The 22,102-nt window shown below is 58.8% G+C and carries 16 protein-coding genes; all 16 read right to left on the bottom strand.

The genetic code is table 11. The features are described 5' to 3' along the window. Positions 1-46: 46 nt before the first annotated feature. Positions 47-2,446, bottom strand: coding sequence for a glycosyltransferase family 4 protein (locus tag BMY22_RS08730; RefSeq protein ID WP_143068473.1), 2,400 nt, complete (start codon positions 2,444-2,446; stop codon positions 47-49). A 154-nt stretch (positions 2,447-2,600) separates the two neighbouring features. Then, entirely contained in the window at positions 2,601-3,818 is a 1,218-nt protein-coding gene (locus BMY22_RS08725; RefSeq protein ID WP_090621228.1) for an ABC transporter ATP-binding protein, read from the bottom strand. Beyond that, positions 3,815-4,609 carry an ABC transporter permease gene (locus tag BMY22_RS08720; RefSeq protein ID WP_090621226.1) on the bottom strand — a complete coding sequence of 265 codons (795 nt, stop codon included), beginning with the start codon at positions 4,607-4,609 and terminating at the stop codon, positions 3,815-3,817. Before BMY22_RS08720 ends, BMY22_RS08725 begins: the two co-directional genes overlap by 4 nt. Positions 4,610-4,861: 252 nt before the next feature. Further along, positions 4,862-6,271 (bottom strand): TolC family outer membrane protein, encoded by a 1,410-nt coding sequence (locus BMY22_RS08715; RefSeq protein ID WP_090621224.1) that lies wholly within the window; start codon positions 6,269-6,271, stop codon positions 4,862-4,864. A 3-nt stretch (positions 6,272-6,274) separates the two neighbouring features. Next, a complete protein-coding gene (locus tag BMY22_RS08710) occupies positions 6,275-7,606 on the bottom strand; it encodes an HlyD family type I secretion periplasmic adaptor subunit (RefSeq protein WP_090621222.1) in 1,332 nt (443 codons plus the stop codon). Positions 7,607-7,621: 15 nt separating this feature from the next. Continuing rightward, positions 7,622-9,382: a type I secretion system permease/ATPase gene (locus tag BMY22_RS08705; RefSeq protein WP_090621220.1), complete on the bottom strand. Its 1,761-nt coding sequence runs from the start codon at positions 9,380-9,382 to the stop codon at positions 7,622-7,624. A 155-nt stretch (positions 9,383-9,537) separates the two neighbouring features. Then, the gene (locus tag BMY22_RS08700; RefSeq protein ID WP_244158830.1) at positions 9,538-10,677 is read right to left on the bottom strand and encodes a glycosyltransferase family 4 protein; all 1,140 of its coding nucleotides are present in this window, start codon (positions 10,675-10,677) and stop codon (positions 9,538-9,540) included. 90 nt (positions 10,678-10,767) lie between these two features. Further along, on the bottom strand, positions 10,768-12,210 hold the full coding sequence (locus tag BMY22_RS08695; protein ID WP_090621218.1) for a mannose-1-phosphate guanylyltransferase/mannose-6-phosphate isomerase: 1,443 nt from the start codon (positions 12,208-12,210) through the stop codon (positions 10,768-10,770). Positions 12,211-12,390: 180 nt separating this feature from the next. After that, positions 12,391-13,428 (bottom strand): IS630 family transposase, encoded by a 1,038-nt coding sequence (locus tag BMY22_RS08690; RefSeq protein ID WP_090621216.1) that lies wholly within the window; start codon positions 13,426-13,428, stop codon positions 12,391-12,393. 395 nt (positions 13,429-13,823) lie between these two features. Beyond that, positions 13,824-14,345, bottom strand: a complete 522-nt coding sequence (rfaH, locus tag BMY22_RS08685) for a transcription/translation regulatory transformer protein RfaH (protein ID WP_244158829.1) — start codon at positions 14,343-14,345, stop codon at positions 13,824-13,826. Positions 14,346-15,223: 878 nt separating this feature from the next. After that, complete coding sequence (locus BMY22_RS08680; RefSeq protein ID WP_090621214.1) at positions 15,224-15,529, bottom strand: lipopolysaccharide assembly protein LapA domain-containing protein; 306 nt, start codon at positions 15,527-15,529, stop codon at positions 15,224-15,226. Between the two features lie 156 nt (positions 15,530-15,685). Beyond that, complete coding sequence (gene ihfB / locus BMY22_RS08675; RefSeq protein WP_012700218.1) at positions 15,686-15,964, bottom strand: integration host factor subunit beta; 279 nt, start codon at positions 15,962-15,964, stop codon at positions 15,686-15,688. Positions 15,965-16,190: 226 nt separating this feature from the next. After that, positions 16,191-17,870, bottom strand: a complete 1,680-nt coding sequence (gene rpsA / locus BMY22_RS08670; protein WP_090621212.1) for a 30S ribosomal protein S1 — start codon at positions 17,868-17,870, stop codon at positions 16,191-16,193. A 118-nt stretch (positions 17,871-17,988) separates the two neighbouring features. Next, positions 17,989-18,678, bottom strand: a complete 690-nt coding sequence (cmk, locus tag BMY22_RS08665; protein WP_090621210.1) for a (d)CMP kinase — start codon at positions 18,676-18,678, stop codon at positions 17,989-17,991. Then, positions 18,675-20,933, bottom strand: a complete 2,259-nt coding sequence (locus tag BMY22_RS08660; RefSeq protein ID WP_090621208.1) for a bifunctional prephenate dehydrogenase/3-phosphoshikimate 1-carboxyvinyltransferase — start codon at positions 20,931-20,933, stop codon at positions 18,675-18,677. Before BMY22_RS08660 ends, cmk begins: the two co-directional genes overlap by 4 nt. Further along, on the bottom strand, positions 20,926-22,038 hold the full coding sequence (hisC, locus tag BMY22_RS08655; RefSeq protein WP_090621206.1) for a histidinol-phosphate transaminase: 1,113 nt from the start codon (positions 22,036-22,038) through the stop codon (positions 20,926-20,928). The genes BMY22_RS08660 and hisC overlap by 8 nt, the downstream gene beginning before the upstream one ends. Positions 22,039-22,102: the final 64 nt, after the last annotated feature.

Genomic DNA, 22,102 nt, shown 5'->3' with positions numbered 1-22,102 from the left:
TTTTTATCTGAGCCTTGTCATCGCACGAGAGCGCTATGGCGATGGTTCAAAAGTCGAGCAGCTCATGCTTGAGCTGCTTCGCACTTTCCTTCCAGGTCAGCCAGGGCATGCTGTCGGAAGTGGGATGCTGCCCTTCCTCGTGCAGTTGCAACCAGTCGGCAATCGCCCTCGCCAAGTCTTCCGTAGTCGGCCCCGTGAAATAATAGGCATGATCGCCGGCCACTTCTCGGAATACAGGAATGTCGCGGGCGATGATGGGCAGTTTGTGCTGGGCCGCCTCGATCAGTGGCAGGCCGAAACCCTCTCCTTCGGAGGCGGCGATCAGGCAGGTCGAAGCGGCATAGAGCTTTTCCAGGTATTCGTCGCTGATACCGTCGAACCAGAAAAGTCGCTTGCCGAGTTCCGGGTGGGCGTGCAATTTTTCGTGAAAGACGGACATCATCCAGCCTTTCTTGCCCACAATGACCAAGGTCAGCTCGACGCCGGCCGCCCAGAGCACTTCGAAGGCCGATAGGACCTGTCCATATCCCTTGCGCGGCTCGATGGTTCCCACCATCAGGAAGCATGGCCGGCGACTCATCGAATGCACTTGATCTTCCCAGTTGTCCGGCAGCCCATGAGTGGGAGAGGAGTTGATTATATCTGCCCCCAGATGAAAGCAAGAAATCCGGAACTCTTTTCCTCTCATGACGCAGGGAAGCATCTCGAACCAGCGTCGATAATCGGCCGCAACAGCCTGCGATATACACAGAACACCGCTGCTTTCCGACGTGACACCAAGCCAGTCAAGATAGCCGGCTATATCCGCCTCTGCGAAATACTCCGGCAACCTGACCGGCAGTAAATCGTAAACGACGAAATAAACCGCCGCCCCCTTCTTTTGTACTCTGGAATACAGCCCCTGTTGCGATGCAGGTACTACATAGCCACCGGCCAGATCCAGGCACAGCAGAATATCTCCTGCGGAAAAGTCTATTTCATAGGAAACCTTGCCAGGCTCGGCAAGCAACTCGCCATTGCGCAAGGAGATATTGGCTTTTTTGTAGCGCCATATTGTGTCCTCGCACGCCAAATAGACCGGCACAATCTCAAAGGGGTCTTCCGGGCTCTCTAGCAGTGCACTCAGAATCGCCCTGACGACACGCTGGATTCCGGTTCTTAAATCATGCTTGTAGACAACGGATATATCGACAAAAATCCTTGCCTGCTTGGTCTCGGCCTGAAAAATAGCGAAAAATATACGTTTCGCACACTCGCTCCAAGTCAACCACGCTATATTCCTGGATTGTGGATGAGCCTCTTGGCGATATAGCTCCAGCCAGGCAGCAATATTGTGCTCCAGCGCTGCCGGGTCTGCCCCGCGAGGAAAATAATGGGCATTCTCGCCGGCAACTTCCCTGAACACCGGAATGTCTCGCGCAATGACGGGAAGGCTATGTTGCGCGGCCTCGATCAGCGGCAGCCCAAACCCTTCGCCTTCGGAGGCGGCGAGCAAGCAGGTAGAGGCCGCATAGACTTTTTCCAGATATTCGTCGCTGATGCCTTCAAGCCAGAAGAGCCGCTTTCCCCGCTCGGAGTGTGAGCGCAGGCGCTCAAGGATATAGGGAATCGTTCTGCGCATGTCATCGGGAAGCCCGATCCAGCCTTCCTTCCCAACGATCACCAGGTTGATGTCCACACCGGCGCTCCAGAGCCGCGTGAAAGCCTCCAGGGCAAGCAGGTAGCCTTTTCGTGGCTCGATAGTACCGACCATAAGAAAGGTCGGCCGCGACCGGCACTCGCCCAGAACGGCTTGCTCGTCCGCGGGAAGCCCCCGGCTTGGAGCGGAGCTATCGATATCGGCCCCCAGGTGGGAAACCAGAACATGAAACGGCTGCCCGTCTCTTTCTAGATGCTGCTGTACAAGCCATGCACGCAAGTCGTCGGCAACCGATTGGGTTATGCACACGGCTCCATCCATTCTGGCAATAGCGGATAACCAGTGGGCATGACCTGTACTTGCTCCCGGAGGAAACGTATGTGGAAGCGATAGCGGGAGAAGGTCGTACACCATGAAGTAGACCCGCACACCATCAGCGCGCAAACTATCGAAGAACCCCTCCTCTGCGGCACGAACAAGCAGATCTCCCGATATGTCCAAGCCCAGAACTATATCGCCACGAGCAGGCCGAACCATATCGTCCCGAATAGCATCCGAAGCCATACCCAGCATTCCGGCTGTATGACGCCCTGCATGGAAATAGCTCCAAGTGCCATCCACTTTATCCAGATAAACAGGCTCGACCCGATATCCGGTAGGTGAATTCTCTATAAAGGCAATCGTCACTGCTCGAGCAACACGCTCGATACCGGTTTTCAGATCGTTACGACACGTGGCCGACAGATCCAGATAAAGAACCTTGAGCGGGCTTTCGCTTGATGTTGTAGTACCCAATTTCTCTTTCAACTCCCGGAATTACTCTCGCGCGCCCTCGCCATGCCGCTTGAGCAGCACTATCAAGTGCCAAGCCACATCCACTTCGATGCCTGACCGAAAAGCGCCATCCGCCAGAACGAGGCGCTTTTCTTTCTCGGCAATAGGCGATGGCAGTGCACTCTGGCTATCGGCGACACTCCACAGTCGGCGGGATCCACGCTAGGCCAACGAACGCTTCCTTCGAGACATTGACCACATTGAACACCAATGCCAGGTCACACCATTCATAGTTGCAGGATATGTGACTGTCGGCAGTGTGCAGGGCCACTGCGACGGAATAGGAGCCGACACCGAGATTGGCCGGAAAACCGAAACGGTATTCCAGCGCCTCTCCGGCGCGCAAGGTTTCGAGCTTGCAGCCCAGATGGTGGGTGTTGGTACCGAAAACCGGCTGGCCAAGCCGATCCTTGATCATGTATCCGATGACCAACTCGGGGATATCGCTGCTGATACGGACGACGATACGCAAGGAGACAGGCTCTCCCACCGATACGAACTCGATTGGAAGCCCTTCGGCGTTGTACAAGCCAACCGACTCGATGCTGGCTTCTCCCGTGCCGGAACGGGTCTGTACGCTGCCGTCATCCAGTTGCCGCACCTCGACTTTGGCATTCTCTTTTTCGGCGATGATGGCGTTGTAGAAATCCATCACCTCCTCGGGATTTCCGTCCTTGATGACGGTGCCGCGCTCCAGAAGGATCGCGCGATTGCAGAGCGTTTGAATCGCTCCCCGGTCGTGGGAGACGATCAGCAGCGTCGTCCCCTGTTTCTGGAACTCGCGGATGCGATCGAAGCTCTTGTGCTGGAAGTAGGCATCGCCGACCGACAGGGCTTCGTCGACGATAAGGATCTCCGGACGGAAGGCGGTCGCCACCGAGAACGCCACACGCATCTGCATGCCGCTGGAATAGGTGCGCACGGGTTCGTCGAAGTATTCGCCGATTTCAGCGAAGGCTTCGATTTCCGCCATGGCCTGCTCGATCTGTTCGGCGTTGAAGCCCATCAGGCCGGCGGAGTGATAGACGTTCTGCCGACCGGTGAGCTCCGGGTTGAAGCCCATGCCCAATTCGAGAATCGCGGCGATGCGCCCGTTCACCTGCACGCGGCCTTCGGTGGGTTGCAGGGTGCCAGTGATCATTTTCAGCAAGGTGGATTTACCGGCGCCATTCTGGCCGACGATGCCGATAGCCTCCCCTGCCTGGATGGAGAAGCTGATGTGTTTTAGAACCCAATGCTCTTCCCGGGGCTTGGCCGGCAGATAGAACCAGTTCGCGATGCGCTGCCATTCCGAACCATAGATGCGGTAGGCCTTGCCCAGGTTGTCGACGTTCAGCAGAGTCATAAAGCGTCCACCATTTCCGGCGCGGCACGGCGAAACATGAAGAGGCCGAGCAACGTCAGGCCGATCGCCACGAGCACGGTAACGCCTGCCTGTTGCAGATCCGGCACTTTGCCGTAAACCAGAATGTCATGATAGGCGTTAACGATTGGATACATCGGATTAACGTCCATGATGCTCCTGAGTTCTTCGGGGATGATGCCGACCGGGTAAACGACGGGCGTGAACCAGAACCATATCTGCAACACGATTGGCACAACCTGGCCTATATCGCGAACAAAGACGTTGAGCACGCCCAGGATCAGGCCGAGGCCGGCCGCCAGCGCCACCACGGCCAGGGTAAGCGGGATCAGCCAGAACATCTCCAGACTCGGTGCCTGTCCCAGCAGGGCAAAAACCGCCAGCACCGCGATGAACAGCAACAGGTTGTTAAGCAGGCTGGAGCCGATCACGATCACCGGCAGGGTGATGCGCGGAAAGCGCATCTTCTTCATCAGGTTGCCCTGGTCGATGAACAGGGTCAGACAGCGGCCGACGATCTCGGCAAAAAGGCTCCAGGCCAGCGTACCGGCCATTAGGTAGAGAGCATAGGCATACCGGTTTTCGATACCCGGCAGCTTGGCCGCCAACACATTGGAGAGGATCAGGGCATAGATCGCCACCTGGGTCAGCGGGTGGATGATCATCCACAAACCGCCGAGACGACTGCGGGCAAAGCGGGCAACGAACTCGTTGCGTATGGATGAAACGACGAAGCCCCTGTAATCCCAGAGGCTTCTCAACATGGCGAACATTTTCACTCCTGGATTGAATGCTACGGCTCAAGCCAGGGCAATCGCATGAAGCCGAAAAGCGGTTGCCTGCGGGCGCTCCGTCGCAGTAATTGAAACTCCATGACAAAGCCCCCAGCACACGGCCATGGAAAGTCGGCCGACAGCCTCATGGGGGACATTGCCTGCGAGCCGAGGCTCCTGGCGACACGGCTCCCAGGACAAAGCTTGAGTCATAAGCAGGAGGGAATTTGCTCCTCATCTGGAACTTGCAACTCATTCTGTCGTGCTTTGCTTGAGGGCTCTTGCATCGCCATTATGGGCCAGCCATACGTTGACGCTTTCAATCGTCTGCTCGGACAACCTGCCGGACCAGCGGTTCAAGACCAGAAGATTAGTGATGAAATCATATTGGGCCTTGAGCAGATCGCGCCGCGCCTTGTACTCGTTCTGCACGCTGGCCAGTACATCGACCGCATTCACGACACCGAACTGGAAACCCCGCTCGGCCGCAACCGTGGATTTTTCTGCAGACTCCAGCGCATTGCGCGAGGCACGAATCCTTTCCACGCTAGAGTTGGCGGTGAGGTAGGCACTAGTGGTTTCCTTGACCACCTCGCGCCGCGTCGACTCGAGCTCCTGCTCGGCCGCGCTCATGTCGCTATGCAATGCCCTGACGCGCGCAGACGTAGCTCCTCCGCTATAGATAGGCACCTGCACTCCGACACTGGCGCTGTAGTTGTCATAGCGCGGCGACTGATTACTATCGTAACCACTATCACTGCGCACGGCTGACAGGCTAAGGCTAAGAGAGGGGTAATGCCCCCCCTTGCCACCACGAAGGGCCGCATTAGCGGCGGCAAGCGCATTTTCTCGACTTTTGAGCGCCGGGTTGGCAGCAGTGGCGCGCTCAATCCAGACGTCCAGGCTTTCGGCCGGCGCCTGCATCTGGACATCTTCACGTATACGACTGAGATTTTCCTTCACCGGCCGTCCGACGAGTTCGGCAAGTTCCTGACGGCTGACCTCCATCTGGTTGCGCGCCTCGAGCTCTGAAGCAGCCAGCGCATCGACGCGCGACTGCAGATCAAGAACATCGGTGACCATCGCCATCTGCTTTTCGTACAACGCTTTAATGCGATCCAGATTCCTTTGGGTCGCCCGGCGCTCCGCCATCACCAGTTCGAGCTCGTCTTCCGCGGCCAAAGCAACGAAATAACGCTGTGCCAAGTCTACGGTCGCCTCGGCATGCACGTCTTCGGCCTCGGCTTCGCCTTGCCGGGCGAGACTCTTGGACTTCTGATAATTTTCCCAAGCGACCTTGTTGTAGATATGCTGGGTCAGGCTAGCGGAGTAACGCTCTGTGTCGTAGGAGGTACGGTCAAGAGCAGTGTCCCGCGTACTGCGACCAAACGCGGTATTCGCGGAGACCTGCGGCAACAGGCCGCCCAATGCTTCACGCTGGCGATCCTTGCCGGCCTGAGCGCGCGCATAGGCGCCCAGAACCCGAGGATCCTCGAGACTCGCCTCGCGGTATAACTGCATAAGGTCGACGCTGTACTCCGAGATACTGACCCCCTGCCGCCGTGCGGCCAAAGGGACCTGAGCGGGCTCGCTCCGAAGGGTTTCGGCCTGTACCGATACGGCCAGCACGGCCAGCAACAGGCAAGTTGAACAACGGCGCACAAGTCACTCCTCGATCAGCGATCTGGCGAAGGCATTGGTGGCCGGTTGCATCAGGTACTGCAGCATGGTGCGCTCGCCGGTGTTGATGAAGACGTCAGCAGGCATGCCTGGCTGCAGCTTGAGATTGAGGCCGCCCAGGCGCTTGACCCCCTCCTCGGTCAAACCGACACGAGCCAGGTAGTAGGGCGTCCCATCCTTCACATCCTCCAAACGGTCCGCGGAAACCTGGATAACCCGCCCCTCGATGACCGGAGTGGTATTGCTGTTGAAGCTGCTGAAGCGAATATCGGCAGACTTGCCGGCCTCGACCCGATCAATATCGACCGGCGAAACCTTAGCTTCGACGACCAAGTCGGAAACGGATGGCACGATATCCAGCAGGGGAGTCGCCGGGCTGATCACACCACCAATGGTATGTACTGTCATGCCAAGAATCATGCCGTCTTCGGGCGAACGAATCACGATGCGACTCAGACGATCCTCCAAGGCAGATTTTTTTTCCTGCAGATCAAAGACCTTGGTCTGTACCTCGGCCAACTGGCTGACAACCTCGGCATTGAAGTCCTTGTTGAGCTGGAGTATCTGCAATTCGGTTTCGTTGATCTGCAACTGGGTCTTGATGATCTCCGAGCCATGGTCTGCAATCTCGGCATGCGTCTTGTCGAGATTACGCTCCTGCTCCAACAGGCGCGTCTTGTCGACGAACCCCTCGGCAAGCAGCTCCCTCAGCTCGCGAATTTCCGTCGAAAAGGATCTTTCCAAGCTATTCTTGGTGGAAATCACCTTCTTCAGGCCATTGATCTGCTCACGCAACTGGCGGATACGCTCTTCCAGCACCGAGATCTCGCCCAGATGGGAGTTGCGACGGGCCTTGAATACCAAGGTTTCTCCCTCGCGGGCCTCGCGGGCACGAGGGGTGTCCTGTTCGATCATCGCGGAGAAATCGACGACCGGAAGACCATCGCGCTCGGCACGCAGACGGGCGTCAGTTGCCTGCGCAGCGATCAGCTGGCTGCGGGTCACTTCGTTATCGGCACGAATCTGGGTTTCATCGAGCACAATCAAGGGATCTCCGGCCTTGACCAGGTCACCATCCCGCACCAGCAACTCCTTGACGATCCCCCCCTCAAGGTGCTGGATCGTTTTACGATAAGTCTTCACGGTTACGACACCAGAAGCTAGAGCCGCACTATCCAGTGGTGCAAAGGCAGCCCAGGTGCCGAAGACACCAAACGTGATGAAAATAATCAGGAAACCAAGGGAGCTTACCCGCTTGCCGGAAGTGGATGGATCGGAAAGGCTGGAGTCCAGCCGCTTGGCAGTCGCATCGGTCATTTCTGTCTTTCCCCCTCAGACCTTGTTTGCCAAGGCTGCATCAACTGCAGCCTTGGCGGGCTGCGACTGAGTGGCCTGTTTAGCCTGATCGGCCTGTTGCTGGGCTGCGAGTTCGGCCAAAACCTTGTCACGCGGACCATAAAGAGCAATGCCGCCATTGCGCATCATCAACAAGCAATCCAGCTGAGCCAAAATACTGGTGCGGTGGGTGATGATGAAGACGGTTGCACCGGTCACCTTGATTTGCCGAATGGCAGTCCCCAAAGCGCGCTCCCCCACATCGTCCAGGTTGGAGTTCGGCTCGTCGAGGATAATCAGCCGCGGACCGCCATAGAGCGCACGGGCCAGGCCGATACGCTGGCGCTGACCGCCGGAGAGGCTGAGCCCCCCGCTGCCGATCACGGTGTCATAGCCCTCGGGCAGCTGCAGGATCATCTCGTGCACGCCTGCCATTTTGGCCGCCTCGATCACCTTGCCAGGATCGACCTCACCAAAGCGGGCAATATTTTCATTGATGGTGCCTTCGAAAAGCTCGATGTCCTGAGGCAGATAGCCGATATGAGGCCCAAGCTCCTCCTTGTCCCAGTTATTGACGTCGGCCCCATCCAGCCGCACCACGCCATGCTGCGGCCGCCAGACGCCGAGCAACGCCCTGGCGAGAGTGGACTTGCCGGAGGCGCTAGGGCCAATGATGCCGACGACGGAGCCGGCCTGCACGGTAAAATTGATGTTCTTGATGATCGGTGTTTTGGAACCCGGTGCACTGACGATCAGGTTTTCCACCTGAACATGACCTTTCGGTACGGGTAACGACATGCGCTCCGGCTCGGCCAGTTGCTTTTCCAGGACGTCGTTGAGACGCTGGTACTGGGAGCGTGAGTTGACGAAACCTTTCCAGCCTCCGATCATCTGATCGATCGGCGACAGTGCGCGACCAAGCAGAATGGAGCCAGCCATCATCACCCCAGGATTGACTTCCTGTTTGATAACCAAGTAGGCGCCTAGCCCAAGGATCAGCGATTGCACCAGCGCGCGGAAGGTCTTGGAGAACGACGAGATCAAGCCCGCCCTGTCGCTGGCCGCCGACTGAAGTTGCAGCACCTTCCGGTGGCGCTGTCGCCAGCGCTCCATGAGGGTCCCGAGCATCCCCATGGACTCGATGACTTCGGCATTACGCAGGTTCTTGGTGGTATGCAGGTTGGAAGCCAGATTTTGCTTGTTGGCTTCAGCCAAAGCCTTACCTGTGAGCTTCTCGTTCACCGCGGCCAGGCACATCAGCACGATGGCGCTGCCGATGGCAACCACGCCGTACCAAGGATGAAGCAGGAACATGACACCGATATAGACCGGCAACCAAGGTACATCGAAAAATGCGAAGAGCCCGTTGCCGGTAAGAAACTGGCGCAGACCCGTAAGATCATTCATCGACTGCGCCGAAGCGTCTGCCCCACCACTTTCCAGTGCCCGCTTGAAGCTGGCCCGGTAGACCTCACGACTGAGCAGCGCATCGAGTTTGGTACTGATGCGAACCATGAGACGTGATCGCGTCCACTCCAAGGCCCCCATGGTCAGCATGAGAACGCTCATGATCAGGGTGAGCATCAAAAGTGTGGTTACACTACCACTGGTCACCGCCCGACCATATACTTGGAGCATATAGAAGGTTGGCGCCAGCATCAGCGCATTGACAAAAAAACTGAAGAAACCGACCGTAATGAAACCACCCTTACAAGCCTCAAGAGCAGCTTGCAAGCCATTTCCATTTGTATTGCGCATAAAACTCCGCACCAATATCGGGCAGCCCAAAGGCCGCCACGTTATCACATACCACCCACGCAATAAAGACAGCACATCCCCCACTCGAGCAAGCGGCCAGTCAAAAGCTTGACTTTCACCATCGGCCTTTCCGCCTGACACTACAGATAAAGCCCTCACCCCAAATCTACAATCCAACTGTGATACTCGTTCGTCACAAAAGTTTCAAATTCCTCTCGAAAACGAGACTCACTAAAGCGCAACGCATTCTCGACACAATTATCCGGCGTTATCCGGAACGATTTATCTTCGAATTCCCGAACAGCCATGTCGAGCGCTTCGACACTCTGTGCATAAAAGAAGCAGCCAGAGGGATTCTCGGACTCCAAACCTCGAATAGTCTCCAACGCCCCGCCCTTGCCATAGGCAATGACTGGCGTACCTGCCGCCTGCGCCTCAAGCGGCGCAATACCGAAATCCTCTTCCGCCGCAAAAATGAATGCCTTGGCCTTGGCCAAATACTCTTTCAGAACCGGGAATTCACAATATCCGAGAAATTCGACGTTCGGCCCAGCCAAGGCACGGATTCTAGGGAGTTCAGGCCCATCACCGATGACAACCAATCTCTTATCAGAAAGCTTACGAGAGAAAGCTTCTACAATAAGATCTACTCTCTTGTAAGGCACGAGACGTGACGAAGTAATATAAAAATCTCCTTTATCACCTCTAGCCGCCATGAAAGCATCGACATTCACGGGAGGATAAATCGTGACCGAATCCCTTCGATATACTTTACGGATACGACGACCTATGAACTTCGATACAGAGACGAAGGAGTCGACGCCATTGGCGGTTCGCAAATCCCATAAACGTATCTTGTGCAATATCCATTTAGCCAGCCAACCCTTGACCCCCTTGTCCAGGCCGGACTCTCGCAAATACTGATGCTGCAGATCCCAGGCATAGCGAACAGGCGAGTGGCACATGCAAATATGCAGCTGATCCGGCCCTGTAATGACCCCCTTTGCCACTGCATGCGAACTTGAGATAATCAAATCATAGGCAGACAAATCGAACTGCTCGACCGCTAACGGCATGAATGGGAAATAATGCCTATATTTTTTTCTAGCCCAAGGCATTTTCTGAACAAACGAGGTCACCACCGACTTATCAAGAATGAATCCCCGCTCACCATCGGGAATAAAATCTACCAGACTGAAAAGATCCGCATCGGGATAAACTTTAAGCATTTGCTCCAAGACACGCTCCGCACCTGCGTAGCACACCAGCCAGTCATGTACGATGGCAACCTTCACTCTAACCTCTACTCCCAATCGAGTATCGTGAAATACAAATAACAATAGATTTCAAGTCAACACCTCAAAGCAGGAAGCGCATGACTACTATCAACCACCCGCACGACCGTAAATATCGTCGAAACGAACGATATCATCCTCACCAACGTAGTCACCGCTTTGTACTTCAATCAGGACCAGATCAATGACGCCGGGATTTTCCAGACGATGCTTGTGGCCTGCAGGGATGAAAGTGGACTCATTGGTATTGAGCATAAACTCGCGACCTTCATTGACTACATTAGCCATGCCGCTGACAACGATCCAGTGCTCGCTGCGATGATGATGCATTTGCAGGGAAAGCGAAGCCTTGGGCTTGACCACGATGCGCTTGATCTTGAAGCGCTCGCCCTGCTCCAGGATGGTATAGGCTCCCCAAGGACGAGACACGGTGCGGTGTACAAGATGGGCATCGTGGCCGCTTTTCTTGAGCTGACCAACAATATGTTTGACATCTTGGGCGCTGTCCTTATGAGCAACCAGAATCGCATCCGGGGTGTCAACCACGATCAGGTCATTCACACCCACCAGAGCAGCAAGGCGGCCACCACTCTGAACATAGTTGTTGCGGGCCCCATGGAGCATTACCTCCCCCTCGCAGCGGTTACCCTCTTCATCCGCCGGAGTGAGTTCACTCACTGCCCCCCAAGAACCGATATCGCTCCATCCTATATTGCAGGGCACAGTCGCCACTTTTGCAGAGCGCTCCATCAAAGCATAGTCGATGGAAATATCTGGCACTCCCGCAAAGCAATCGGCGTCGAGCAACAGACAGCGATGTTTATCGGCCTCGCTCAAGCGTGACCGATCCATCGTAGCGCGTACTGCCTCCAGGACATCTGGAACATGAAGCTGCAGCTCCTCCAATAAAGTTCCGATGCGAAAGCAGAACATCCCGGAGTTCCAGTAATAGTTACCAGCAGCGACATAGCCCTGGGCCGTAGCAAGGCTGGGCTTTTCGACAAAGCGACGAACCTTGAGCCCGCCAGACAGGAGGCTATCCCCTTCTGCCTCGATGTAGCCAAAGCCGGTTTCTGGATATTCCGGCCGTATTCCGAAAGTGACCAGCCAGCCCTCTGCCGCAAGCATCTGGGCCTTCTTGACTGCCTCGGCGAAAGCCGGTTGCTCGGCAATCAGATGGTCCGCCGCAAGCACCAGCATCTGGGCATCCGAACCGTATATGCTGTCGAGTTGCACGGCAGCGGTAGCCACTGCTGCCGCCGTATTGCGGCCAAAAGGTTCAAGAATGAAGCTTAGATTGGCCTGCGCACATCCCGCCTGACGGTATTCGTCTTCAGTCTTGAAAAAAAGCTCTCGATTAGTGACAGTGAGGATTTCAGCAACGTTGTCTAGGGATGCTGCCCGAATGAAGGTTTTCCGAATTAGACTCTGACCATCCGGCAAGGGCATGAATGGTTTTGGGTGAGTTTCACGGGATACCGGCCAGAGGCGACTGCCTACACCACCAGACATTATTACGGGGATCAATTTCATCGAGATCGAAATCCTATGGCTTCCGGGAAGCAAACGAGTAAATATTTTCCGGTAAAGCTAGGGCTAGCGCCCTATCTGATTAGTTCGGTAATCTATCTTTCGCCGCGCTCAGCTTCTCCTTGTTCAACTGGGTGGGGGTCGCCTCGACGAAATTATTAACCCGGCAATCAAATACCCAATCTAAGTGGCATAACGCACCGACGCATGCTGGAAATAGGCAACTACCCGCTCCGGGGTTTTGGCCAGCCAGCTCATGAATGCCTCGGCCCTCTCCAGCAATTCCGTCTTGTTTCGCGCCCGGTCACTGGTGCGCAAGCGTGTCTTGAGGTCGCGGTTCAAATACTCGTCCGGATTACACTCAGGCGAATAGGGTGGCAGGTAGAACGCTTCGATTTCTTCCTTGTGCCCTTCAAGCCATTCCCTGACCTGACGCGCATGATGGACACGCAGGTTGTCCAGGATCAGAAAGATCTTCCTGTCACTATCCGCCACCAGCCTCGACATGAAACCGATCATCCGCTCGGTATTCATGGCCCCCTCCAGGAACTCGAACCGTACCAGTCCCTGGTTGCTGATCGCCGAAACCATGCTCAGGCCATGACGGCGGGTCGGCGCCACCAGCACCGGTGTGACTCCTGCCGGCGCATAGCCTCGGATCCAATGCCCATCTTCAGCTACGGCCGTTTCATCACCCCAGTAGATCGTCGCGTTTTCGGCCTTGGCGCGTGCCACAACGGCCGGATAGGTCTCTTCGAGCCAGTGCTCGACCGCCTCCGGGTTCTGCTCCAGCGCCTGCCGGGTCGACCGCTGTGGGGTATACCCCCAGCGCTGAAGGTACTGACCCACCGTCCGGATCGGCATCTCGACGCCATACAAGTGCTTGATCAACTGCATGACGGCCCGGCGGTTCCACAGGGCAAAGTCGAGTTGCAACTGGTTCGGGGTCTGGCCCACCAGAATCGAGCGCAACTGCCACTCCTGTGCGAGCGTCAAGGTCCGTCCGCTTGCCTGGCGCCGACCTCGTGTCCTGGATTTCAGACCTTCGCTGCCTTGCTCGCTGTAGCGTTTGGACCAGGCTAGTACGGTACTCAGATGTACGCCCAATACGTCGGCAACCTCTTGCCAAGTCAGTTCGCGCTGCTCACGCAGATTCATGGCCAGGCGTCGCATCTGGTCCTGAGTTTCTCGAGAGAGCTTTCGGGCATCGATCTTTTTCATGTCCCTTTATATCGTGAATTTGATTGCCGCGTTAATAATTGCCAGCCCTTTCAGCGTCATTATGCTGACGAGGACGCCATGGTACAGCGCCCGCCACCCAGTTAAGCGAACCACCCTCCACCGCGCTCAGCCATGAGTTACGGTCGGCGTGAAACACAACTCCAGCCGCTCCTTGAGGTCCCTGAGTCAAAGGCATACCACTGACATCAACTGCGACTACGACCGCCCTCCCTACGCATGGCTTCACGCCTTCATAGCACCATCGCCTTGGATAAACGCGACACGCTACCGCCCCAGGATTTACCGTTGACCTCCTGAAAACGCTGCAGCTGGAATTGCGATGTAGTCCTACCCAAGCACAGCCCTGCCATGCCTAGCCAAGAGGGAGAGGATTATCAGTATTTGCGTATGTTTGCCAAGGGCATACTGAGCCGATGTTTGCGGTGAAGCAGGCTCATCAGCAGGACAACCCGCTCTTCGCCATCCATAGCTAGAAAGATGGCATCCAGCTCCGCGAAACTTCCTGAAGTGATGCACACCCTGTCTCCGGGTTGCAAGGCAGGTTGCGGCGCCAGCTGAACACGCCGCTGCAGCTCGGCGATCAGCTCGTCGGCGATCGGCATCGGCATGCCGCCAAAGCCGACCAGGCGACTGACGCCACGAGTCGAACGCAGTGGCGCCCAGTTGGCATCGGCTGCCAGCTGGATGAACAGATAGCCTGGGAACAACGACTCGCTCTGGACCTGCAGAGCGCCACGCACCAGACGCTCTCGCCGACACAGCGGACGAAAGTATTCGTATCCCTGGCGGCCCAGATTTTCTTCAGCCCGTTCGTCTTGGCGAGGTTTGCACTGCACGAGATACCACGCCTTGCCTTCGCGCATGCTGGATGCGCCATTCGCAGTGCAGATGTTCATATTATTCCGTGTCACCTTGCTCCTGATCCGACCTTGGCCATTGCAGGGAGCTTTTCCAATTGACTCAAGGCCCTGGGTAAACTCCCACGGACTTCGCTCACACACCCAGCAATTCATCCCCCTCGACCTAGCCATAGGCAAGGTGTATCTCGTCCGACCATTCGCGCATTAGGGGTGATTAAGCCCACCACTACGCCTCGATCAGCAGGGACGATAGCCCTCTCCGATCCCGAAGCGCTGACCGTCCAGCTCCCCCGCAGCCTATATCTGGATAGCATGCCTGAACGTGCCCATGACCTGTAACCGACGAAGATCACGTTGTACCGGCGATTCCCTAGGCATGGCCCTTCAGACAGTTGACGATATATTCGCTGACACGCATGCCGCTGCTAGCAATGGAAGGCGTGCCGTGCTTACCAGATGCTAGACCATGCATAGGTGATCGGCATGGACCTGCACTGAAGCCGCTCGAAACCCCACGGCCGACGGCTGGACTTTACCTGCCCAACGGCCTCGGGTTCCTAAAAAGACCGCAACTCGCGATAGGCCCGAGTGATACGACTGAACGCCACAAGGGGCGTCGGCGGCACCATACTGGAGGATATCGGGGTATATAGCTGGATTTTTCAAACTGCCGGACGCTTCGCTCCGAGTACACCTACAGCGGAGCAAGCATGCTCGTGCCCTCGACCCCAGCCCCAGCCACTTCAAACAAGGAAGTCCAACCAAGCATTGGCCCTACTCTCAAGCCGGCAGGGAAATGCCACCAGAGGCAGTATTGCTTAAAGGGCCCAATGATATTCGTGAACGACCATACCAGACACTGAAGAACATCTCAGCTTCAGCATCCTGTATAGAGGCAACCCGTACGCGAACAGCTAAGGAGCTGGCTCCGCCGACTGCCCCGCAAGTCGGGCCAGCTCTTTCTGGCACGCCACCAACTGACGCTGGCGGGAGACCAGTTGCATTCTCAGGCGGCCGTAGAACAACATTCCCAGCAGCGGCGATACCAGTAGACCCACCAGCAGGGCGGCGGAAACGAAAACGGCCATCGGCAGCTGCGGCGTAGTCCAGCCGAAGAGCACCAAGGTTGCGACCTGACGGTTCTCCAGTACGAACACCAGCGTGGCGGCAGCTACCAACAGCAGGATCAATCCCAGCAAAATTCGTTTGAGGTGGCGCATTGAGCAGTTTCTCTCGTGGTGTGACTACACTTTTCGTTCGCTGTGCCCAGACAGACCGTTACGAAAGGAGCAACGGAAAGTCCGCCTCACGGACAAGCCGACTCGGAGGGCGATTATTAGTGTACCGTCCCGGCGTTCGGCCAGAACATAGTCATTTTATTCATTGACGCGATCACGCAGTTCCTTACCGGGCTTAAAGTGCGGCACGAACTTACCATCGAGGCGAACGGTTTGTCCGGTTTTCGGATTGCGCCCGACACGTGGAGCCCGGTAGTGCAGCGAGAAACTGCCGAAACCGCGAATTTCGATTCGATCCCCGGTGGCTAGAGCCTGCGACATTTGCTCCAGCATCGTTTTGATGGCCAGCTCCACATCCTTTGCGGAAAGCTGGCCCTGCTGAGTGACGATGCGCTCGATCAACTCCGACTTGGTCATGGTTTTCCCTTCGTTTTCAAGCGGCTAGATCAAAATTGGATGTTTGGGTTTTAGCACGCTGAACAGAGTTTGAACAGCCCAAGACACAGCGAAGCCACGACGAGCACGCAGAAAGAGGAGAACGCTTCACCGCTCAGCTCAAGTCACAGTACAGGAATACGGGATAGCTGTTGAAAACGAAAAAGGGCGACCGAAGTCGCCCTTTTCACTCAACGAGTCGCCGAACTCAGTTCTGGTTGCCCATCTGAGCGCGGATCAGGTCGCCAATGGTGGTCGGACCAGGCGCCTCGGTTTCCTGCTTGCGCAGTTCCTTGATGGCGTCCTTCTCGTCGTCCACATCCTTGGCCTTGATCGACAGGCTGATAACGCGGCTCTTGCGGTCGATGCTGATGATCTTGGCTTCGACTTCGTCGCCTTCCTTCAGCACATTACGGGCGTCTTCGACGCGGTCGCGGCTGACTTCGGAGGCCTTCAGCACAGCTTCGATATCGTTGCCCAGGTCGATGATCGCACCCTTGGCATCGACTTCCTTCACAGTACCGCGCACGATGCTGCCTTTCTCGTTGAGGGAGGCGTAGTTGGAGAACGGATCGTCCGCCAGCTGCTTGACCCCCAGGGAGATGCGCTCGCGCTCCGGATCGACGGAGAGGATGACTGTTTCCAGCTCGTCGCCCTTCTTGAAGCGACGCACAGCCTCTTCGCCCTGCTCGTTCCAGGAAATGTCGGACAGGTGAACCAGGCCGTCGATGCCGCCTTCCAGACCAATGAAGATACCGAAGTCGGTGATCGACTTGATGGTGCCGGAGATGCGATCACCCTTGTTGTAGTGGCTGGAGAAGTCTTCCCAGGGATTGGACTTGCACTGCTTGATACCCAGGGAAATACGGCGACGCTCTTCGTCGATGTCCAGAACCATGACTTCCACTTCGTCGCCGACCTGAACGACCTTCGACGGGTGGATGTTCTTGTTGGTCCAGTCCATTTCGGAGACGTGCACCAGGCCTTCCACACCCTCTTCCAACTCGGCGAAGCAGCCGTAGTCAGTGAGGTTGGTGACACGGGCCTGAACACGAGTGCCTTCCGGATAACGGGCCTTGATGGCGACCCACGGATCCTCGCCCAGCTGCTTCAGGCCCAGGGAGACGCGGTTGCGCTCGCGGTCGAACTTCAGCACCTTGACGTCGATCTCGTCGCCGACGTTGACGATCTCGGATGGATGCTTGATGCGCTTCCAAGCCATGTCGGTGATGTGCAGCAGGCCGTCCACACCGCCCAGATCGACGAACGCGCCGTAGTCGGTGAGGTTCTTGACGATACCCTTGACCTGCTGGCCTTCCTGCAGGGACTCCAGCAGGGCTTCGCGCTCGGCGCTGTTCTCGGCCTCCAGCACGCTGCGACGAGAAACGACAACGTTGTTGCGCTTCTGGTCGAGCTTGATGACCTTGAACTCGAGCTCTTTGCCTTCCAGGTGGGTGGTGTCGCGCACCGGGCGGACATCGACCAGGGAGCCCGGCAGGAATGCGCGGATACCGTTGATGTCGACAGTGAAGCCGCCCTTGACCTTGCCGTTGATGATGCCTTTGACAACTTCTTCTGCCGCGAAAGCCGCTTCCAGAACGATCCAGCACTCGGCACGCTTGGCTTTTTCGCGGGACAGCTTGGTTTCACCGAAGCCGTCTTCCACCGCGTCCAGCGCTACGTGGACCTCGTCACCCACCTTGATGGTCAGCTCGCCCTGTTCGTTGTAGAACTGCTCGACCGGGATGACGCCCTCGGACTTCAGACCGGCATGCACGGTGACCCAGTCACCGTCGATGTCGACCACGATGCCGGTGATGATAGCACCGGGCTGCATGTCGAGGGATTTCAGGCTTTCTTCAAAAAGTTCTGCAAAGCTTTCGCTCATGTTGATTCCTGTCGATTGGGGCGGTGAACCGCCCATCTCCACATTCCAGACAATGTGGGTTCGTTTTTCTAGAAAGAAGGTCCGCAGTACGAGGCCTGGTTTCCTGCGGATATCCTGTTCATCCGGCGAGATCGCGGGCGGCGATTTCACTCATGATGTGCTCTACCACCTGTTCGATGGAGAGCTCCGTGGAGTCCAGCTGAATGGCGTCCGGCGCAGCCTTGAGCGGAGCTACTGCCCGCTGACTGTCGCGCTCGTCACGCTTGCTGATCTCACCTAGTAGACTAGACAGATTAGCATCGACACCACTGTCCTTCAACTGCTGGTAGCGGCGGCGTGCCCGCTCCTCAGGCCTGGCCGTGAGGAAGACCTTCAGCGGCGCATCCGGGAAGACCACGGTCCCCATGTCGCGACCGTCGGCCACCAGACCCGGGGGCTCGAGGAAGGCGTGCTGGCGCAGCAACAGGGACTCGCGCACGGCCGGTAGCGAGGCGACCTGGGAGGCCCCGGCGCCGACCTGCTCGTTGCGGATGGCGTCGGTGACGTCCTCACCCTCGAGGATGATCTGCTGCGACCGCTGCTCGGTGGAGGTGACGAACTGCACGTCCAGATGGGCAGCCAGCACCTTGAGCGCCTCCTCGTTGGTCAGGTCCACGCCATGATTGCGTGCGGCGAAGGCGAGCAGACGGTAGAGCGCCCCCGAGTCGAGCAGGTTCCAACCGAGCTTCCTGGCCAACAGGCCGGCCACCGTCCCCTTACCGGAGCCGCTGGGACCGTCGATGGTGATCACGACCGGGCGGACCGTCATGACTCGCCCTCCTCGCCCACCCGAATGCCGACGTGCCTGGCCAACGCGACGAAGTTGGGGAAGGAGGTGGCCACGTTGGCGCAGTCGTGGATACGGATCGGCGCGCTGGCGCGCAGCGAGGCGATGCTGAAGGACATGGCGATGCGATGGTCGCCATGACTGTAGACCTCGCCCCCTCCGATCGGGCCGCCCTCGATGGCGATGCCGTCCGGGGTCGGCTCGGCCTTGACGCCGAGCGCCCGCAGGCCGTCGGCCATCACCTGGATGCGGTCGGACTCCTTGACCCGCAGCTCCTCGGCGCCGCGCAGCACGGTGCGCCCCTCGGCGCAGGCCGCCGCGACGAACAGCACGGGAAACTCGTCGATCGCCAGCGGCACCAGGTCCAGGGGAATCTCGATACCCTTCAGGCGGGCCGAGCGCACACGAATGTCGGCGACCGGCTCGCCGCCCACCTCGCGCAGGTTCTCCAGGCCGATGTCGGCCCCCATCAGCCTGAGGATCTCGATCGCTCCGGTGCGGGTCGGGTTGATGCCGACATGCTCCAGCAGCAGTTCGGAGTTTTCGGCGATGCTCGCCGCCACCAGGAAGAAGGTCGCCGAGGAAATGTCCGCCGGTACCTCGATCTGGGTCGCCTTCAGCTTGTGGCCGGACTCGACGGTGACCTTGCTGCCCTCGACCTTCACCGGATAACCGAAACCCTGCAGCATGCGCTCGGTATGGTCGCGGGTCGGTGCCGGCTCGCTGACCGACGTTTCGCTGCCGGCATAGAGACCGGCGAGCAGCAAGCAGGATTTCACCTGGGCGCTAGCCATCGGCATCTGGTAATGCATGCCAGTGAGCTTACGGCCGCCCCTGATGGTCAGCGGAGGACGACCTTCCGGTCCGGTCTCGATCTCCGCACCCATTTCGCGCAGGGGCTTGGCCACGCGATTCATCGGCCGCTTGGAGAGCGAGGCGTCGCCGGTCAGCACGGTGTCGAACGGCTGGGCGGCGAGCAGGCCGGACAGCAGGCGCATGGAAGTGCCCGAGTTGCCCAGATAGAGCGGTCCGGGCGGCGCCTTCAGGCCGTGCAGACCCACGCCGTGGACGGTCACCCGGCCATGGTGCGGCCCTTCGATGACCACCCCCATGTCGCGAAACGCCTGGATGGTGGCGAGAGCATCTTCGCCCTCGAGAAAACCTTCCACCTCGGTCGTGCCCTCGGCCAGCGAGCCGAGCATGATCGAGCGATGGGAAACGGATTTGTCGCCGGGAACACGGATGTGTCCGCGGGCATGACCGCCCGGCAGGGCCAGGTAGATCAGGTCGTTATCGTGCATGGCATCCACATAGGCCCGGCGGGCCAGTATCTTGCTGAAATGCTCACGGGCAACGCGGGCGCGGGTGAACACGCCCAGCAGTTGATGCCCGTCCCCTGCATCGACCGCGGCGCGCAGGGCGTCGAGGTCGCTGCGAAAGACATCGAGGGTGCGCAGCACCGCCTCGCGGTTGGCGAGGAAGATGTCGTGCCACATCACCGGATCGCTGCCGGCGATCCGCGTGAAATCGCGGAAACCGCCGGCGGCATAGCGAAAGATCTCCAGGTTCTCGCTGCGCTTGGCCAGCGAGTCCACCAGGCCGAAGGCCAGCAGGTGCGGCAGGTGGCTGGTGGCGGCGAGCACTTCGTCGTGGCGCTCGACGGCCATGTGCTCGACAGCCGCGCCAAGCTCCCGCCACATCCCGTCGACCAGCGCCAGCGCCTCGGGATCGCTCTCCTGCACCGGTGTCAGGATGACCTTGTGATGACGGAACAGTTCGCCATCGGCCGCCTCCACCCCACTGCGCTCGGAGCCGGCGATCGGGTGGCCCGGCACGAAGCGCAGCGGCCGACCAGCGAAGACCCGCCGCGCCGCCCGCAGCACATGACCCTTGGCGCTGCCGACATCGGTGACGACCGCGTTGCCCAGCTCAAACCCGGCGAGCACGCCGAGCAGCTTCTCCATGGCCAGAATGGGCACGGCCAGTTGGATCACCTGCGCGCCCCGACAGGCGGCCGCTAGGTCTTCCTCGCAGCGGTCGACGACGCCCTGCTCGACGGCCAGCAGGCGGGTTTGCGGGTCGAGATCCACCCCGACCACCTCGCGGCACAAGCCGCGCTCGCGGACGCCCTTGGCGAAGGAGCCGCCGATCAGTCCCAGACCCACCACGACCAGGCGGCCAATCCTGGGCTCCTCCCGTTGCACTGCGGTGACAGGCGCGAATGCATGCTCAGACACAGGCGAGAACCTTCTTCAGCGCCGCCAGGAAACGGGCGTTCTCTTCCGGCAGCCCGATGGACACCCGCAGAAAGGTCGGCATCCCGTAGCCGGCCACCGGGCGCACGATCACGCCCTCGCGCAGCAGCGCCGCGTTGATCGGCGCGGCATCGCGGCCGAAGTCGACGGCGACGAAGTTGCCCCTGCTGGGAATCCACGACAGGCCCAGCTCGCCCAGCCCCGCCTCCAGCTGGGCCATGCCCACATCGTTGATGCGCCGGCCTTCGGCCAGATACTCGGCATCCTCCAGCGCGGCGCAGGCGGCGGCCAGGGCCAGGCTGTTGACGTTGAACGGCTGGCGCACGCGGTTCAGCACGGCCGCCACCTCCGGCGTGGACAGCGCATAGCCGACACGCAGGGCGGCCAGGCCGTAGGCCTTGGAGAAGGTGCGCGAAACCAGCAGGTTCGGGTAGCGGGCCAGGTAGTCGAGTCCGTCGGGCAGTTCGTCGCCCGAGGCGTATTCGATGTAGGCCTCGTCGAGAACCACCAGCACGCGCTCCGGCACCCGGGCGAGGAAGCGCTCCAGCGCATCCGGGCCGAACCAGGTGCCGGTCGGATTGTTCGGGTTGGCGAGGAACACCACGCGGGTGTCGGCGTCGATGGCGGCGAGCATCGCCTCCAGGTCGTGGCCGTAGTCCTTCGCCGGCACCGTCCGCCCCTCGGCGCCCACCGCCTGGGTGGCGATCGGGTAGACGGCGAAGGCGTGCTCGCTGAACACCGCGTTCAGTCCCGGCGCCAGCCAGGCACGGGCAACCAGGTCGAGGATGTCGTTGGAGCCGTTGCCCAGGGTGATCTGCGCGGGCGTCACGCCGCAGCGCTCGGCCAGCCTGGCCTTGAGCTCGAAGCCACTGCCGTCGGGATAGCGGGTCAGCTCCGCCAGCTCGCCACGGACCGCCTCCAGTACCCTGGGGCTCGGCCCGAGCGGGTTCTCGTTGCTGGCCAGCTTGACGATGCCGGCCGGGTCGAGGTTCAGCTCGCGCGCCAGCTCGTCCACCAGCTTGCCCGGCACATAGGGAGACAGCTTCTGCACGCCCGGCACGGCCAGGGCGAGGAAATCACAGGTCATGAATAAGCCTCAAGCGTGAAGCCGCAAGCTGCAGGGCAAGCCGGGCAGCGATGTGCTGGCGGCG

Source organism: Azotobacter beijerinckii, from assembly GCF_900110885.1.
Lineage (GTDB): Bacteria > Pseudomonadota > Gammaproteobacteria > Pseudomonadales > Pseudomonadaceae > Azotobacter > Azotobacter beijerinckii.
This window is presented reverse-complemented; position numbering and strand designations above follow the sequence as displayed.

Excerpts from the sequence above, each read along its gene's own strand:
- BMY22_RS08725 (WP_090621228.1), bottom strand. The coding sequence starts at position 3,818 with ATGACTCTGCTGAACGTCGACAACCTGGGCAAGGCCTACCGCATCTAT.
- BMY22_RS08705 (WP_090621220.1), bottom strand. The coding sequence starts at position 9,382 with ATGCGCAATACAAATGGAAATGGCTTGCAAGCTGCTCTTGAGGCTTGT.
- ihfB (WP_012700218.1), bottom strand. The coding sequence starts at position 15,964 with ATGACCAAGTCGGAGTTGATCGAGCGCATCGTCACTCAGCAGGGCCAG.
- BMY22_RS08690 (WP_090621216.1), bottom strand. The coding sequence starts at position 13,428 with ATGAAAAAGATCGATGCCCGAAAGCTCTCTCGAGAAACTCAGGACCAG.
- BMY22_RS08720 (WP_090621226.1), bottom strand. The coding sequence starts at position 4,609 with ATGTTCGCCATGTTGAGAAGCCTCTGGGATTACAGGGGCTTCGTCGTT.
- hisC (WP_090621206.1), bottom strand. The coding sequence starts at position 22,038 with ATGACCTGTGATTTCCTCGCCCTGGCCGTGCCGGGCGTGCAGAAGCTG.
- BMY22_RS08695 (WP_090621218.1), bottom strand. The coding sequence starts at position 12,210 with ATGAAATTGATCCCCGTAATAATGTCTGGTGGTGTAGGCAGTCGCCTC.
- rpsA (WP_090621212.1), bottom strand. The coding sequence starts at position 17,870 with ATGAGCGAAAGCTTTGCAGAACTTTTTGAAGAAAGCCTGAAATCCCTC.
- cmk (WP_090621210.1), bottom strand. The coding sequence starts at position 18,678 with ATGACGGTCCGCCCGGTCGTGATCACCATCGACGGTCCCAGCGGCTCC.
- rfaH (WP_244158829.1), bottom strand. The coding sequence starts at position 14,345 with ATGAACATCTGCACTGCGAATGGCGCATCCAGCATGCGCGAAGGCAAG.
- BMY22_RS08710 (WP_090621222.1), bottom strand. The coding sequence starts at position 7,606 with ATGACCGATGCGACTGCCAAGCGGCTGGACTCCAGCCTTTCCGATCCA.
- BMY22_RS08680 (WP_090621214.1), bottom strand. The coding sequence starts at position 15,529 with ATGCGCCACCTCAAACGAATTTTGCTGGGATTGATCCTGCTGTTGGTA.